Genomic DNA, 15593 nt, shown 5'->3' on the forward strand with positions numbered 1-15593 from the left:
GAAAAAAGCGAGGATCGGAGCGATCATCGCGGGTGAAGACAATGCAAAGCGCGCGTCAGGATAGGCGAAGGAGTTAGCGAAAAGCCCCCGGCTTGTCACCCCGAGCAGGCTGGTAAGGCCAGCCAGGCCGCCAATCGCCGCGCGGCGCCGCGCTCGGCCATGTCCAGCGCCTCGGGTCGCTCGGTCCAGACCTGGGCCTGGCAGGCCTCCGCCATGGCCTGGATTGCCGCGAGAATCGCGGGCGTTTCGGCGTGGAACAGAATGGCCTTCTGGCCTGCCCGCAAGGCTTCGGCGGCGCGTCCGGGGGCGTCGGCACAATCGAGCAGGTCCACGAAAACCGCGCCCGGATGGCGCGCGCGGAGTTCCGCGATCAGCGCCCGCCACCAGCCGGCGCCGGCATAAAGGGCCGCGCCCGGGGCTGAGAGGATCATCACCGGCACGCCCGGGCGCAGCACGCTGTCGCCATCTTCCAGGCCGTGAATGGTGACGGCCGGCGGCCCTGCCCGCATGAGCGAAATCCTTGACGTTATTCGCCTGACCTGTGCTGATGCGACCAAGCACGGTTCAGACATATTCGACTAGAGGCCCAATGGCAGAATTCGAGGACACCAGCGTGGCGCTCGGCCGGCTGGAAGCAGCATTGAATAGAATCGCTGCGCAGGTTGGCAAACCCCGTCCCGCTTCTGCCCCTTCCGAGACTGACGACACGGACGCCGCCCAGCCGGCCGCCGCTGCGCCCGCCGCGGCGGCAGATGACATTCCCCGCCAGGAAATCGCCGCCAAGCTTGACGATCTCATCGGCGGTTTGCGCAATGCCCTTGGTATCGAGCGCCAAGCCTGATCCCTGTCTGACGGGGAACAGCAAGCAGGACGGAGGCCGCCATGGCACAGGTGAATTTGCAGATTAACGGCTACAACTATCTCGTCGGTTGCGAGGATGGCCAGGAAGGCCATCTGGCCGCGATGGCGAAGCTGCTGCAAAGCCGCATCGACAGTGTGAAGGCCATCGGCCAGCATGGCGAAGCCCGCCTGCTGCTGCTGGCTTCCCTGCTGCTCGCCGACGAATTGCATGACAAGGAAGCCGCTTTGGCCGCTGCCGCTCATGCCCCGGCGCAGACGACCGCCGCCGTCCCCGCACCGGTGGCGACACCTGTGGCTCCCATCGCCGAGCCCGAAATCGTCTATGTGAATGTGATCGACCCTGACTTCGACGCAACGGTGCACCGCCTTGCCGCGAAAGCGGAAGAGATTGCGGAAGCCCTAGAACGCGCCTAAGTATGTTTTGCGGGGCTGCCCGGTTCGATAGGTAAATCATCCCTGGGGCCGATAAGCATTCTCCTTGGGGACTGGCGCTGTCATGATCGTGGTCATGGTATCTGGTTCCCACCTGCACACGCAGGCTCTAGGAGGATGAATACGCCAACGGCCATGGCGGCTCCGCACATTCCCTCCCTTGTCGAAAACGACGCGCTGATTGCCGCGAAAGCGGCGGCGCGTCTGGCTATGGCGGAGCAGCGGCGCGGGCTGGACCCGGCGCTGGGGGCGAGCCTTACCCGGCATTTTCTGGCCCATTTCACCTTGCCCGAGGCCAGCATCGTCTCAGGCTTCTGGCCAATGGGCGATGAGATCGACATCCGGCCGCTGCTGATCGCACTCGCCGAACGCGGCCACCCGATCGGCCTGCCCGTCACGGGCAAGCGCGGCGCGCCGCTGATCTTCCGCCGCTGGCATCCCGGTGACGCGCTGCTGCCCGGCCGCTTCGGCACCAGCCATCCGGACGGGCCGGAGGTGACACCCGCCATCCTGCTGATGCCGCTGCTGGGCTTCGACCGCGCGGGCAACCGTCTCGGCTATGGCGGCGGCTTCTATGACCGCAGCCTGGCCCAGCTTCCCGGCGCGCTCCGCATCGGCTGCGCCTTTGCCGCGCAGGAGATGCCGCTTGTGCCGACCGGCCCCTTCGACCAGAAGCTCAATGCCATCGTGACCGAAGCGGGCGTGCTTGCCTTTCCGCCCGCGCCTGAGGTCGGACTGTAAAGGGACGTTATGCGTATTCTGTTTCTGGGCGATCTTGTCGGCCGTGGCGGACGGGACGCCGTGGCCGCCGCCCTGCCCGACTATCGGGCGCGGCTTCGCCTGGATCTGGTCATCGTCAATGCCGAGAATGCGTCCCACGGCTTCGGCCTGGCGCCCGAAATGGCGCGCGCCCTGTTCGACGCGGGCGCGGATGTCGTCACGCTCGGCAACCATGCCTGGGACCGGCGGGAGATCATTCCCTATATCGCGACCGAAAAGCGCGTCATCCGTCCGATCAACTTCCCCGCCGGCACGCCCGGCGCCGGCAGCGTGATCCTGACGCTTGCCGACGGCCGCCGCGCCCTGATCGTCAATGCCATGGGCCGGCTGTACATGGAGGCGCTGGACTGCCCTTTCCGGGCGACCGAGGAATTGCTCAGCCGCCACAGGCTGGGGGTGAATATCCAGGCGGCGGTGGTCGATTTCCATGCCGAGGCGACCAGCGAAAAGGAAGCCTTCGGCCATAGTTTCGACGGGCGGCTGTCGCTGGTCGTCGGCACCCATACCCATGTGCCGACCGCCGATTACCAGATTTTGGAAAAGGGCACCGGCTATATGACGGATGCCGGGATGTGCGGGGCCTATGACAGCGTCATCGGCATGGCCAAAAGCGGCGCGGCCGAGCGTTTCTGGCGCAAGATGCCGGGCGAGCGTCTGCAGCCGGCGGACGGGCCGGCCACCATCTGCGGCGTTTATCTGGAGACTGACGACACAACCGGCCTCGCCCGGCGGATCGAGCCGCTGCGTCAGGGCGGCCGCCTGTCGCAAAGCTTTCCGGACGTCGCCTGATCCCCTGTCCCAGCTTGACGGAGACCGTAAGACTGTGAAGCTGGCCGCCGTCACCATGGTCTATAACGAGCCTGATTTCATGGACCTGTGGTGCCGCCATTACGGCGCCCAGGTCGGCCTCGAAAACTGCTTTATCATCGATCACGGCTCCGATGATGGAACAACTGACAATCTGGGTTCGGTCAACATCCTGCGCCTGCCCCGCAGTCCGCAGGACGACGATTGGCGATCCCAGCTTGTTTCCGATTTTTCGGTCGGCCTCCTGACGCGATATGATTGCGTTATCTACACCGATGTCGATGAAATTCTGGTCGCCGACCCACGCTGCCATCGCAATCTGACGGACGCCGCGCGCGCCATGCGTGGGCCGGTCATGCATGCGATAGGGCTGGAAGTCTGGCATCTGGCGGCCGAGGAAGCGGCGATCGACATCGCCCGGCCGGTCAGCGACCAGCGGCATTGGGCCTGGTTCAACTCCGCCCTATGCAAGCCCAGCCTGATCCGCGAGCCGATCCGATGGGCGCCCGGCTTTCACAGCGTCGACGCGCCACTGGCCTTCGACCACCTGTATCTTTTCCATCTGCGCTATTTCGATGTCGCGCGGGGCCTGGCGCGCCTGTCCCGCACGCGGAGCATGGCCTGGGCCGATGAGACTGCCGGTGACCATCAGCGTCAGCCTGACGAGGCCTGGCTGCGCCTGGTGCGCGATGTCGGCCATCTGCCGAAGGCGGAGGATGCCGATCTCGACACGACCGCAGCCCCGCTTGCAGATCTGCTCCAGCGGACCATCGACAGCCAGCTTGGCCGCCAGACGGATACCTATAGGATCGACCTCGGTATCCATGGCCGCAGCCTGCTGCCCATACCGCCCCGGTTTAAAGGCCGCTTTTAATAAGACGAGGTCATCATGCGCCATCACCTTCAGCGTCACCTTGCCGTCAGCCTGACCATCGCCGCCGCAGCCTTGGCTTTTGCCACTGGCACCTCACCGGCGCGGGCGGACGGGGTAAGCGCCTATGACGGCGTCTATTCCGGTGCTGCCGCACCCGCCATGGCCATATCCGGCTGCGGCCAGCGCGAGACGGATATCATCATCCATGTGAAGAACGGGCAGGCCTGGACCCATCACCATCGCCTGTCCGGTCAGGTCGATGCGACCGGCAACCTGTCCATGCAGGACGGCAGCGGCACCGTGCAGATCACCGGCCAGATCGCCGCCAATAACCTGACGGCCAGCGAAACCGCGCCGGAAAAGCCAAAGAAGCTTGGTGCCGCCTATAACAATAACGGAACCATCTGCAGCTATACGATCAGCGCCAGCCGGGGTTAGCGGATCGCCCGCCAGGACGCGCCGCCGAACAGAAGCAATGCGATCGCGGATGAGGCGAGCACGGCTTCCGCCGCGCCCCGCGTGCCCCAAAGCGGCAGGAACAGCGCCAGAATCGCGAAAAGGCTGATACAGGCCAGGATGCGCGCCGCGATCACCTGGGTGGCGCGGCCCATGGCGATCAGCGCCGGCTCGAAAATCGCGCTGGCCAGGTCGAAAGCAGCCGCCAGCCCCAGCAGCACCAGCAGCGGATAGACGCCGCGATAGGCCTCGCCGCCGATGAGGCCCAGAATCGGCCGGCCGGCGATCAGCAGAATGACCATGATGACGGTGCCGGCCCCGCTGGCCAGACCCACCGCCCGCAGGATCAGCCGGCGGAAATCCTCACGCCCGCCCGCCGCATGGGCGCGGGCCAGTTCCGAGAAGATGGCGCGCGAGGCCATGTCCGAAATCCGCGCCAGTGCCTGGGTGAGCTGATAGGCCAGACGATATTGCCCGGCGCCCACCGGCCCTGCCGCCAGGCCCACCAGCAGCACCACGGCCTGCTTCGCCCCGGCATCCAGCGTGGTGTTGAGATTGGTCAGCCAGGAAAAGCGCCAGATGCCTTTATTCTCCAAAACCGCCAGCCGCAGGCGGCGGCGGTTGGGCCAGGCCATGGCGCCGGGCACCGTGCGCGCCACCGCCATCCAATAGGCAACGGCGGTGAAAATCTCACCCGCCGTCCAGGCCAGCAGAAAGCCGGGGACGGAAGGACCGCAGGCGACCACGGCCAGCGCACCGGCGAAGCGTGTGATCGGCGTCACCGCGTCCGCGCTGGCGCCCACGCCGAAACGGTCATGCAGGCGCAGGACGCCGACGGCGGTAGACCGCACGGTAAGCAGAATGACGAAGGTAAAGCCGAGCCCGTCCCAGGCGAGGCCGGGCGGCCAGCGCAACCAGTCCCCTAGCAGCCAGACGGCGAGCGCCGCCACCAGGCAGCCGACCAGCGCGCCGCCCAGGTCCAGCATCAGGCAGAAGCTCGCCAGACGCGCCGCCGCATCGCTCCGCCCTGCCTTCAAATGCGGCAGGCCGTAGCGAACGACGATCTGCCAGGTCTGGAAGCTGACAAAGGCAGCAACAGCCTGGGCGCCGCCGGTAATGAGGGTGAATTCGCCGAAGCCGCGCGGCCCCAGCGTGCGGGCGGCCAGCGCCAGATAGACGAGGCTGAGAACCGCGCCGACCCCTTTGCCGGCCAGCAGCCAGCCGAGATTGGCGAAAACCTTTCCCAGCGATCCTTCGCGCCACTGCTGCGCCATCAGCGTCCGTTGCCAGGCCGGCGGCCGAGTTTGTAGACAGGAGCCAAGATGAAAATCGCCTTCCTCTACATTGCCGAGGCTTATCAATGCTATCACGGCGCGTCCATCGCGCTGGAGCTGGCTCGGCGTGCCGGTGTGGAGGTCGTGAGCTACTACAATGACCCGCAATCGCCGCATCACCTTGAGCGGATCAGGCAGGCCTATGGTGCAGAGCCGGTGCAATATCGCAGGCTCGAACGGTCATGGTTGACCGCGCTTCTGCAAACCGCCTTACGACGCTTCGGCATGTTCAAGATGCTGACCCTTTGGGACAATCATCGGGAACTCGATTCCTATGATGCGGTCTTCGCGGTCGAGGATACGGTTTGCTACGCGCGGCGCTTGGGCATCAGGCATCCCAAGCTGATCCTGCTGCCGCATGGTTTCGGCGACCGCGCACGGGGTTTTACCCACCACACCAAGGGTTTCGATTTCGTCCTCGTCGCCGGACCCAAAAGCGTGCAGCGGATGGAAGCGCAGAATGTCGTGCCGCCGGGCGGCTATGCCGTGGTCGGTGCCGTGAAACTCGATGTCTGCGCGGCGTTGCAGCGGACACAGGCGCCGCTGTTCAAGGGTCAGCGTCCTGTCGTGCTCTATAACGCGCATAAGGCACCGAAACTGACCTCCTGGCCGCGTTTCATCGGCCCGATACTGGAGGATTTCGCACGACAGGACGATTTCAACCTCATCGTCGCGCCGCATGTGAAAATGTTCCGACGCCAGAACGTCCGCACCCGCGCCGATTGGGATGCGCGCAGCACGGATCATATCCTGATCGACACGGGATCAGACCGGTTGCTGGACATGACCTATACGAGTGCGGCCGATATCTATGTCGGCGACGTCAGCAGCCAGGTTTATGAATTCCTGGCGACGCCGCGCCCCTGCGTCTTCCTCAATGCCCATGGCATCGCATGGCAGGGCGATCCGAATTTCGCGCATTGGCAATTGGGCGATGTCGTGGACGATCCGAAGGATCTGATGGCAGCGATCCGCGCCGCGCCAGCGCGGCACGCACTCTATCGGGCCAGGCAGGAGCAGATGGCCGAAGCCTCGCTCGGGGAGCGCCATGGGGCGACGGTTCGCGCCGCCGACGCCATTCTGCGCTTCATGCAGCGCTGAGCCACCAGGCGGCGGTTTCCGCCATCCCGGCCGGCAGGTCGATCTGCGGCTGCCAAAGCACGGCCGGAATGGCCTTGGCAGGATCGACGCTCCAATCCCGGTGCAGAATTTCCCGCGCCTTGCCGCGCCCGAAGATGGCGGACTGGCCGGACAGTGACGCCATCCCTTCGCTGATCGCGCCCGCCGCCCGCACAACCGCGTCCGGCGCCGGCACGGCAATTGGCGCGCGCCCGCGCAATGCGGTGCCAATGACCGCCAGCAATTCCCGCCAGCCATAGCCATCCAAGCGCGCGTCAGACAGCTCGTAGCAGCCACGCGCCACGTCGGATGTAGCCACCGCCAATGCCGCCGCCGCCGCATCGCGGGCATGGATCATGGCGATGCGCGGCTCCGGTGCCGCGATGGCCGGGGCGAAGCGGCCGGAGGCCAGACGCAGCATGGCCAGCCCCTCGCGGTCCCAGGGTCCATAGATCGCGGAGGGGCGCAGGATGACGCAGCGGGTCTCGTCCAGCAGCGCGCGGACGGCGTCCTCCCCTGCCCGCTTGCTCTCGGCGTAAAGCGACAATCCGGGCGCGCGCGCCGCGAGAGAGGACATCAGCACCAGCCGAGGGGTCTGCGCGCGCGCGACGATCGCCGCCAGCCGCGCCGCCCCATCCCGGTTGACGACCAGGAATTCGGCCCGGCTGCGGGCTTTGACGAGGCCGGCCGCGTGAATGACGACATCCGCGCCGCTCACCAGCTGACCGAGCGCCCGGGGGTCATCCAGCCCGCCCAGAACCAGATCCAGCGGCAGGTTTTCCAGCATGGGGTGGAGAGGCGCGCGCCGCGTCAGGAGGCGTATTTGCCAGCCGGCAGAGGCGAAGGCTTGGGCAATGTAGCGACCCAGGAAACCGGTGCCGCCCGTCAGGGCCGCAACCGGAAGCGTCACGCCGCCATCGCGGCGACGGTCGGCAGCGCCGCCGTCAGGTAGCTCTGCCGGGTCTTGGCGCGGCTGAGCTTGCCCGAGGAGGTGTAAGGCAGGCTGCCCGGCGGCACGAGCACCACGCGGCTGTCGACACCATGATGGCTGACGAGTGCGCCACGCACTTCCTCGATCAGCAGCTTGCCGGCTTCGGCATCCGCGATGCCGCGTGCCTCGACCGCGACCACCAGAACCTCGCTGCCATTCTCCTCGATGGAGAAGGCGGCGCAGTCACCGGTGCGGACCTGCGGCACGGCGCGTTCCACCGTCCATTCCAAGTCCTGCGGCCAGATATTGCGGCCATTGATGATGATCAGATCCTTGGCGCGACCGGTAATCACCAGCGTCTCGCCGATGCGATAGCCAAGGTCGCCCGTTTCCAGCCAGCCGTCACCCGACAGGCTTTCCAGCGTCTCGACCGGGCGGCCCTTGTATTCATGCATGATGCTGGGACCGCGCGCGAAGACGCGCCCGACCGCACGATCCGCCAGCACCGCGCCGTCACGGCCCCGCACCTCGACCTTGTGACCCTTCAGGGGCAGGCCGCAGTGGACGACCGTGCGCGCGCGGGAATCCGCATGCTGCGGCGGCATCGCCAGCCCGTCCTGCTCCAGCCGGTCGAGATCGATGGTCTCGGTCTCGATGCCGAGGCCAACGGGGGCGAAGCTGATGGCGAGCGTCGCCTCGGCCATGCCGTAGCTCGGCAGGAAGGCCTGCGGCTTGAAACCGCAGACGCCGAAAGTCTCGGCGAATTGGGACAAAACCGCCGGGCGGATCATGTCGCCGCCGATGCCGGCGATACGCCAGCAGGACAGATCGAGGCTGTCACGGTCGATCGTCTTCTGGCGGCGCGTGCAAAGGTCGAAGCCGAAGCTCGGCGAATAGGAGATCGTGCCGCGGTTCTGGGAAATCAGCGACAGCCACACGCGCGGACGGCGGGCGAAATCCTGCGTCGCGATGAAATCGACGGTGACCTGACCGGCGAGCGGGCTGAGCAGGAAACCGACCAGTCCCATGTCGTGATACAGCGGCAGCCAGGAGACGGCGCGGTCCTCAGGCCCGATTTCCATGCCCTGGGCCAGTATCCCGGCGGCGTTGGCCATCAGGGCCTTCTGCTGAATGACGACGCCCTTGGGGAAGCGCGTGCTGCCCGACGAGAATTGCAGATAGGCGGTGTCTTCGGGCGTGATCTCGGGCAGGGCCACGTCCTGGATGTCGAGTTCAGCCAGATCGGCGACGGTGCCGCAGAAGCGCAGGTTGCGGGTCTCGGCCATCGGCGCCAGCCAGGACAGTAAGGTCGTGGAGGCGAACAGCGCGCGCGCCTCGGCCTCATCCGCCAAGCGCTCGATATGGGCGATATAGGTCTCGCGCCCGCCGAAGGCGAAGGGCAGCGGCATGGGCACGGGCACCAGCCCGGCATATTGGCAGGCGAAGAAGATGCGCACGAAATTCGGGCTGGTTTCGGCAATGATGGCGACGCTGTCACCACGTGACAGACCCAGACCCATCAGGCGATAGGCAAGATCCACCGCATCATGGCGCAAGCTGCGATAGCTCAGCGCTTCGCCCAATTCGCCTTGCGCGGAATAGAAGTTGAGACCGCTCATGCCCTCGGCCGCGTAATCCAGCGCTTCGGGCAAGGTGTCGAAATCACCGGCACGGAGCGCGAGGCCGCTCAGCGTGGGAGTTGGTCCAGTCGGAAGATGGAGATCCAAATTCGGTGATCCAGACTAAGCGACGTTTGACATAAGAAGAACTCAGGCCGCGCGGCGCGCTGCCAGGGTTCTTTCGACAAGAAAGAGATCCGCGGGTTTATCGACGTCGACCGCCGCATCCGCGAAAGGAAGAGTAATTACGGCAACCGAAGCGCCGCATCGTTTGCTAAGAAGCCTAGTCGCCTTATCCATTGTCAAGGTTTTGAATGCATAACCGACGAGCGCCGACAATCCGATCAACCGCGCCATTGTCAGAGGATGCTTGCGATGCGCCTCTAATTTGCGCCAAAAATTGACAGCCTGGCTGGCTTTTGGGTGTTGCAACAGAAACAGGTTGCAGCCGCTGAACAGACCGTCGCGTAGGCGCAGCCATGTGCGGCGCGTGTCGGGATAAGCCGCGTAAATAACGTCCGATCTTGCCACGGCGGCCACGGCATCGACGCTGGACGGTGCCAGAGCGAGGAAAGATTTGACGATTTCAGGCGTCAGCAGCGCATGATCCGCCGTCGTCACAAGCAGTGGTGTGCCGAATTCTACCAATACGGCGGCAACACTGGCGCTTGGCGAAGTCTCGGCGTGACGGACCAGAACAGAGGCCGCTTCCGGCAAGTCATCGAGAATATCCACGCGTTCGCAGACGACGATGATGCGGCCGACGGCCGGTGTCCGTTGAAGGGCGCGAATGACGCGCAAAACCATGGGCGTGCCGTCCACGGGCAGCAGCGCCTTGTGCGAGACGCCGCCGGCGATTGCGAGCGCGTCGGCCGCGCCGTCGCGGCTGCCCGCAAGAATCAGGGCCGTCAGCGGGGCAGAGCCACTCATGCCGATAGGGTTTTCTCGTAAACGCGGTAGGTCTTGTAGGCCCGCCCGCCGACCGCTTCCGCCAGATGGCGCATGGGCAAATTCTCTTCCAGAATCCAGGACATCTCGACCGCCTTGATGCCCTTGGCCAAAGCCTCGCGCCGCAGGGATTCGACCACATGCAGCGCCAGAAGGCGGCCGAGCATGCCCTCGCCGTAGCGCTTGCGCACGCCCATCAAGGGCACGCGGGCGGTCGGCACGCCCGAGACTTTCAAGCGCCACAGCAGCTTGGCCCAGCCCAGCGGCAGCAGGCTGCCTGACAGATCGCGGATCGCCGCATTCAGGTCCGGCAGGCAAAGGCCGAAAGCCGCCGGCTCGCCGTCAACATCGGCGAACCAGATCAGTTTTTCATGCAAAAGGGGCTTCATGGCCTTGGCCATATGGTCGACCTCGGCCTCAGTGATCGGCACGAAACCCCAATGGGTCGCCCAGGCATCGTTGAAGATGCTGACGAGGGAGGCGATGTCCTGCTTCAGCGTCTTGAACTGCATGGGGCGCAGCGTGACGTTGCTGGGCAATCCCCGCGCCACCATGGCAGCGGAACGCGGCGGCAGGGCGGCCGTGGTGTCGCACAGATAGGCATAAAGATCCTGCACCTTGCCATAGCCGGCGGCATCGAGATGGCCGGCGACATAGGGCGCGTCATGCGGCATCATCAGCATCGGCGGCGTATCGAAACCGTCGATCAGCAGCCCCGATTCCTCGTTGATTGAAAGGCTGAAAGGCCCCTGCGCGCGCTTGATGCCGCGATCGGCCAGCCAGGCCTCGGCAGTCGCCAGCAGTGCCGCGAAAACCGCTTTATCGTCGATGGCAACCAGCATGCCGAAATTGCCGATCGGCGCTTCAGGCGTGGGTTTCGCCAGATGATCGATCTGGGCCGAGATACGGCCGACATCGACGCCATTCTTCCGCGCCAGCCAGAAGGCGGCGTCGGCATGGCCAAAAAAGGGATTGCCCTTGGGCGTCAGCGCCGCCATCCGTTCAGAATGCAGCGGCGGAATATAGTTCGGATCGCGCGCCATGATGCGGTCCGGCAGGCGGATGAAGCGCTTCAGCAGCGCCGTCCCGGTCACGGGCAGGATTTCGATTCCGCCGGCGGAATCGCCCGCTGCAATACCGGATGTCTTGGACGCCATGGTCAATCGCTCTCACCGCAAAAAGGCAGTCTCGATCGCAGCGGATCGTAACATCTGCCTCGCCTATGGCCAGTCATGAAGGCCGGCATGCCGAAGTTTTCCATTTCCATACAAAAATGACGCATGGAATACCGGCACGACGCCCCAGAACCGGCCCCCGTCCATCCCGGACAAGTGCCAACACAACGCGAAACAACGCGTCCCGATAGCTGAAACCAGATATAAACAGACCCTTTACCCTGGCCTCGGCCGCCCGGAAGACATCCGGGCAGGTCAGACTGTCAAGGACATTAGACCGGCCAATTTGAATAAATGTCATGCTTCGCTGTCATCGGCTTGGCTCAGACGCAGGCAGGCGAAGATGAAAAAGAACACGGCGGCCATCCAGCCGGCCAGCCAGGGCGGCAGGGTGCCGGACTGGCCGAAGGCACTCAGAAGGCCGGCGGAGGTCGCGTAACCCAGGCCGAGCACCAGTCCCATTGCGGTCGCCCGCGTATTGCCTTCCGAGCGCGGCGGCGCCAGCAGGACAGGCGCTGCCAGCAGCAGCATGATGACCGGGCTCAGCAAAGACGCAACGGCCGCGTGCAAGGCGGTCAGGTAGTAGTTGGGGCCCTGCGACCCGGCCCAGCGGCCGTGCAGCACCGCGACAATACGACCGAGCGTGATGCTGGCCGTCGGCCAGGCCAACTCCTGCATATTGGCGGGAACCGGCCCCTGCGGCCAGGGCGCGGTCGCGACATCCTGCACGCGCGTCGCGTCCGGCCGCGTGACGCGGACCTGCTCCAGCACCCAGCCAGCGGCACCATACCGGGCGATCGGCGCGTCCATGCGCAGGCTGATTTCACCCGCAGCGTCACGCTCCAGCACCATGACACCGTGCAGTGTGCGCCCGTCCGTCGACACGCTGTCGACCGCCGCGACGTCGCTGCCGCCCCGCAGCCAAAGGCGTGGTGGCGGATTATTCGCGGGCGGCGGTATGGTCGCCGCCCACCAATTCGCGAAGGCACGATCGGCGCGCGGCGCCACCTCGTTCTGCAGACCGAACTGCACCACGCATAGAACCAGGCAGACCGGCATCAAGGCGCCCACCATCTGCCATAGGCTCATGCCCGCGCCGCGCAGCGTCGTCACTTCCAGATCGGCCGCCAGGCGGCGGAAGGTCAGCAGCGCGCCGATCAAAATGGCCAAGGGCAGCATTTCGCTGACGATGGTCGGAAGCTGAAGCACGATGAAATGCAGAATGTCGCGGAACCCGCCATGGGCGAAGATCGTGCCGGCATTCTCCAGCAGATTGATGAGTTGCAGCATGGCGGACAGGCCGGCCAGCGCCGCCAGCATCCGGCCAAGAAAAAGCTTGCTGAGATAGGCGCGGATCATCGGGCCGGCTGCTTCCGCCGGAAAGTGCCGCTCAGCCGCCGCAGGCCGCCGGCCACCAGGGCGGTCGCGTCCTCCAAGCGGTTAAACAGCGGGTCGAGCGGCCCTTCGCTGGTATGCCGGGACGCGCGGCTGAACATCCAGCCGCAGAACAGGGTGAAGACCGCGAAGATCCCCCAGAGCGGCGCGCGCGGATCGATCAGCCCTGCCGTGCCGAGGGCGGCCGTCAGCTGGATGGCGTGATCGTACAGGATCAAAATCAGGAAGCCGACCGCGATACCGTATTGGCGCTTGGCGCGCTTGGCCGAAATGCCGATGGACACCGCCATCAGCGGCAGCACGGCCATCGAGATCGAGCGGATGATGCGGCTGTAAAGCTCGCCGTTCAACCGGCGCAGCGGCTCGGGCGGGTGCGCATCGTAGCGCGCCGACCACAGCTCACCGGTCGTCATCTCCCGCTCGTCATCGCCGCGCTTGCGAAAGGCGCGCAGGGGCAACACGAAGGCGCGTTCCATGGCGGAGGTGGCCGAGGTCTCGGTTCCGATCGTGCCGTTGGGCTTCAGATCCAGCCGTTTGCCATTGTTGAGCGTCAGAAAGACGTCGTTGCCATGTGCGACCAGGGACAGGCTGCCGGTGATGCCGGTGGTGACCTCCTCCGTCCCATTCTCCTTGCGCTGGAAGGCCAGCACATGGCGCAGCGCACCGGTGGCGCGGTCGACTCCATCGGCGGTGACGACCAGGTTTTTCGAGACATGAATGATCTGCCCGGGCGGGATCGTCGCATTCCAGCCGCTTTCGGTTGCCGCCCAGAAGGCCTCCCGGAAAGCGTAGCGTGCCAGGGGCTGAACATAACTGAACAGCCCATAGGCGACGAACATGAGGAGGAAGCCGAGGATGAAGAAGGGGCGGCTGATCCAGGCCATGGACAGGCCCGCATTCTGCATCGCTTCCAGCTCATTGTCCGCGCTCATCCGGGCGATGACGAAATAGATGCCCAGGAATAGCGCGGCCGGCAGGGCCAGGCCCAGGTATTGCGGCACCAGATCGAGCAGCATGCGGCCGACGAACTGGGCCGGCACGTCCTGATCGGCCAGTAGATCGAAGAGGCGCAACAGGCGTTCCAGCAGCAGCGCCGGCAGCACCACGAGCAGCGTCGCCGCGAAAGGGCGGGCGCAGAGCGAAAGCAGGTAGCGTTCCAGTGTGCGTGGGGACCGCGCGCGGGGGGTGCGGACAGAAAAGCCCAAGTTATCTACCGTTTCATTCGTCCATCGCCGCCATCGCAAAGGCGGCGGGCCATCGGTCAACCCGATGATGATAGGGTCTTGTTGCAGAAAAACCGTGCGGCTGCGAGAGTGGCCTGCTTCATGCGCTCATACGGTGACTGTTATGAGCCGCATCGCTATTGCGTCGCAATATCATTCATCGGACTTATCCTTCTCACGCATGTTTGCCGGATGGCTGAACCCCGATGATGCTTTCGTCCAAACGCGCGGCCAAGGCCTGTTTTTTGGGGCTGCTGCTGGCCGCGTCCGGTGGTTTTCAGGCATTTGCCGCGCAATCCGGCACAGCCTGCGACGCACCGGGCGTGTCCCCGACCGCGCCGCATTTGCTGATGACGGTTACCAATATCCGCCATAGCGGTGGCAATATCACCTTCACCCTTTACGGCGACGTGCCGGGAAAATTCCTGGCCCATCACGGAAGCATCGCGATCATTCGTGTGCCGGTGACGGCCAATTCCGTCGAAGGCTGCTTCGCGCTCTCAGGCCCCGGCACCTATGCGGTGGCGATCTATGACGATGCCAATAACAACCACCGCTTCGACAAGACTTTCGTCGGACTGCCCGCCGAGGACTACGGCTTCTCAAACAATCCGCGCAACCTTCTGGCGCCGCCGGGTTTCCACGCCGTGGCTTTCCCGGTGACGGCGGCCGGCGCTCATATCACCATGGCATTGCATCCGTTCTGACGGGCAGCGTGAAACGCCAGTCGCCCGCTGGCTCGAACACATTGCTTATCGGATTGTAGCGTCGCAACGTGGATGTGAGATGCCAGCCCGCAGGCGTTCTTTCGATACGATGCAGGTGCCATCCGGCCCATTCGGGATGCACAGTACTTGCCAGCGCCGCCGGCACGCCTAAGGATGGTATGGCGGTTACCGGCCCCTTTACCCCGGCCAGGCGGGTGATGTGGTGATGGCCGGACAGGACCAGTTCGGCGCCATGCCGCGCCAGAACGTCGCGCAAGGCCGCCCGGTCGCGCAGCGCCTTGCGTCTTCCGCCTCGGCTCATGGTCGGCGGATGGTGAATGAGCACGATGCGAAAAAGCCCCTGCCGGCCTGTCAATTCCAGCAGATCCGCCAGCCTTTGCCGTTGCGCGTCACCGACAGCGCCGCCGGCATAAAAGATCGGCGTCAGAACGGCCGAATTGACGCCGATGATCGCGACATCGCCTCTGCGCCGCAGAAAGGGAAAGCCCTCCGCGCCGGATGCCGCTTCCTTTGCATCGCTGCACATCCAGTCACGCCATTGACCAAGACTGTCTTGCCATGGCAACGGAATTGTCACATCATGGTTACCGGGGACTACCGAGAGATCGTTCGGTGATCCCATCTGTTGGAGATATCGGCGCGCCGCCAGGAATTCGGCCGGCTCCCCGAAATTCGTCAAATCTCCTGTCAGGGCAATATGATCAGGCGCATGGGCCGCGATATCGGCAAGCAGAGCCGCGGCCGGGCGCCATGTATGAATTCGTTTGCGCTTTCTGTGCCAGGATAGTTTGGCAAGAAAGCTCTTCATATTTCGACTTCGCATCGACAGCGCTTCCGCCGGGGGCGGCAAATGCAGGTCGGATAGATGGGCAAGGCTGAATTGCATTGGGTCAGATAACCTCTTCCACGCC

At 64.8% G+C, this 15593-nt stretch carries 17 protein-coding genes and 1 other RNA gene; 9 read left to right on the plus strand and 9 right to left on the minus strand.

Annotated elements, in window-relative coordinates; all coding sequences use genetic code 11:
* Window positions 1-95 precede the first annotated feature (95 nt).
* Window positions 96-509, minus strand: a complete 414-nt coding sequence (locus tag ASILVAE211_RS08275; protein WP_227320837.1) for a hypothetical protein — start codon at window positions 507-509, stop codon at window positions 96-98.
* A gap of 80 nt (window positions 510-589) precedes the next feature.
* Between ASILVAE211_RS08275 and ASILVAE211_RS08280 the strand changes: the two genes are divergently transcribed.
* The 7 genes from ASILVAE211_RS08280 to ASILVAE211_RS08310 all read left to right on the plus strand — a co-directional run bounded on the left by ASILVAE211_RS08280 (window position 590) and on the right by ASILVAE211_RS08310 (window position 4192).
* A complete protein-coding gene (locus ASILVAE211_RS08280) occupies window positions 590-841 on the plus strand; it encodes a hypothetical protein (RefSeq protein ID WP_227320838.1) in 252 nt (83 codons plus the stop codon).
* A gap of 41 nt (window positions 842-882) precedes the next feature.
* Window positions 883-1275: a cell division protein ZapA gene (locus tag ASILVAE211_RS08285; protein ID WP_227320839.1), complete on the plus strand. Its 393-nt coding sequence runs from the start codon at window positions 883-885 to the stop codon at window positions 1273-1275.
* A gap of 9 nt (window positions 1276-1284) precedes the next feature.
* Window positions 1285-1442: non-coding RNA, 6S RNA (ssrS, locus tag ASILVAE211_RS08290), on the plus strand.
* Window positions 1429-2034 (plus strand): 5-formyltetrahydrofolate cyclo-ligase, encoded by a 606-nt coding sequence (locus tag ASILVAE211_RS08295; protein ID WP_227320840.1) that lies wholly within the window; start codon window positions 1429-1431, stop codon window positions 2032-2034. The genes ssrS and ASILVAE211_RS08295 overlap by 14 nt, the downstream gene beginning before the upstream one ends.
* A gap of 9 nt (window positions 2035-2043) precedes the next feature.
* On the plus strand, window positions 2044-2862 hold the full coding sequence (locus ASILVAE211_RS08300) for a TIGR00282 family metallophosphoesterase (protein ID WP_227320841.1): 819 nt from the start codon (window positions 2044-2046) through the stop codon (window positions 2860-2862).
* Between the two features lie 34 nt (window positions 2863-2896).
* A complete protein-coding gene (locus ASILVAE211_RS08305; RefSeq protein WP_227320842.1) occupies window positions 2897-3754 on the plus strand; it encodes a glycosyltransferase family 2 protein in 858 nt (285 codons plus the stop codon).
* A 15-nt stretch (window positions 3755-3769) separates the two neighbouring features.
* Window positions 3770-4192, plus strand: a complete 423-nt coding sequence (locus tag ASILVAE211_RS08310) for a hypothetical protein (protein WP_227320843.1) — start codon at window positions 3770-3772, stop codon at window positions 4190-4192.
* On the opposite strand, the gene ASILVAE211_RS08315 is transcribed toward ASILVAE211_RS08310, so the two are convergent.
* Complete coding sequence (locus ASILVAE211_RS08315; protein WP_227320844.1) at window positions 4189-5484, minus strand: lipopolysaccharide biosynthesis protein; 1296 nt, start codon at window positions 5482-5484, stop codon at window positions 4189-4191. The genes ASILVAE211_RS08310 and ASILVAE211_RS08315 overlap by 4 nt on opposite strands.
* Window positions 5485-5532: 48 nt before the next feature.
* On the opposite strand from ASILVAE211_RS08315, the gene ASILVAE211_RS08320 reads away from it, so the two are divergent.
* Window positions 5533-6645: a hypothetical protein gene (locus ASILVAE211_RS08320; protein WP_227320845.1), complete on the plus strand. Its 1113-nt coding sequence runs from the start codon at window positions 5533-5535 to the stop codon at window positions 6643-6645.
* Here ASILVAE211_RS08320 and ASILVAE211_RS08325 read toward each other — a convergent pair.
* The 6 genes from ASILVAE211_RS08325 to ASILVAE211_RS08350 form a co-directional block, all read right to left on the minus strand.
* Complete coding sequence (locus ASILVAE211_RS08325) at window positions 6632-7573, minus strand: NAD-dependent epimerase/dehydratase family protein (RefSeq protein ID WP_227320846.1); 942 nt, start codon at window positions 7571-7573, stop codon at window positions 6632-6634. The two genes, ASILVAE211_RS08320 and ASILVAE211_RS08325, sit on opposite strands and share 14 nt — an antisense overlap.
* Window positions 7570-9321 (minus strand): fatty acyl-AMP ligase, encoded by a 1752-nt coding sequence (locus tag ASILVAE211_RS08330; RefSeq protein ID WP_227320847.1) that lies wholly within the window; start codon window positions 9319-9321, stop codon window positions 7570-7572. The genes ASILVAE211_RS08325 and ASILVAE211_RS08330 overlap by 4 nt, the downstream gene beginning before the upstream one ends.
* 42 nt (window positions 9322-9363) lie before the next feature.
* The gene (locus tag ASILVAE211_RS08335; protein ID WP_227320848.1) at window positions 9364-10143 is read right to left on the minus strand and encodes a nucleotidyltransferase family protein; all 780 of its coding nucleotides are present in this window, start codon (window positions 10141-10143) and stop codon (window positions 9364-9366) included.
* Window positions 10140-11318 carry a GNAT family N-acetyltransferase gene (locus ASILVAE211_RS08340; RefSeq protein ID WP_227320849.1) on the minus strand — a complete coding sequence of 393 codons (1179 nt, stop codon included), beginning with the start codon at window positions 11316-11318 and terminating at the stop codon, window positions 10140-10142. Before ASILVAE211_RS08340 ends, ASILVAE211_RS08335 begins: the two co-directional genes overlap by 4 nt.
* A gap of 315 nt (window positions 11319-11633) precedes the next feature.
* Complete coding sequence (locus ASILVAE211_RS08345; RefSeq protein ID WP_227320850.1) at window positions 11634-12695, minus strand: LptF/LptG family permease; 1062 nt, start codon at window positions 12693-12695, stop codon at window positions 11634-11636.
* Window positions 12692-13936: an LptF/LptG family permease gene (locus ASILVAE211_RS08350; RefSeq protein WP_227320851.1), complete on the minus strand. Its 1245-nt coding sequence runs from the start codon at window positions 13934-13936 to the stop codon at window positions 12692-12694. The genes ASILVAE211_RS08345 and ASILVAE211_RS08350 overlap by 4 nt, the downstream gene beginning before the upstream one ends.
* Before the next feature lie 224 nt (window positions 13937-14160).
* Between ASILVAE211_RS08350 and ASILVAE211_RS08355 the strand changes: the two genes are divergently transcribed.
* Window positions 14161-14661: a DUF2141 domain-containing protein gene (locus ASILVAE211_RS08355; RefSeq protein WP_227320852.1), complete on the plus strand. Its 501-nt coding sequence runs from the start codon at window positions 14161-14163 to the stop codon at window positions 14659-14661.
* Here ASILVAE211_RS08355 and ASILVAE211_RS08360 read toward each other — a convergent pair.
* The gene (locus tag ASILVAE211_RS08360; protein ID WP_227320853.1) at window positions 14636-15568 is read right to left on the minus strand and encodes a metallophosphoesterase family protein; all 933 of its coding nucleotides are present in this window, start codon (window positions 15566-15568) and stop codon (window positions 14636-14638) included. The two genes, ASILVAE211_RS08355 and ASILVAE211_RS08360, sit on opposite strands and share 26 nt — an antisense overlap.
* Window positions 15569-15593: the final 25 nt, after the last annotated feature.

Origin of the sequence: Acidisoma silvae, assembly GCF_020618775.1 — a bacterium.
GTDB lineage: Bacteria > Pseudomonadota > Alphaproteobacteria > Acetobacterales > Acetobacteraceae > Acidisoma > Acidisoma silvae.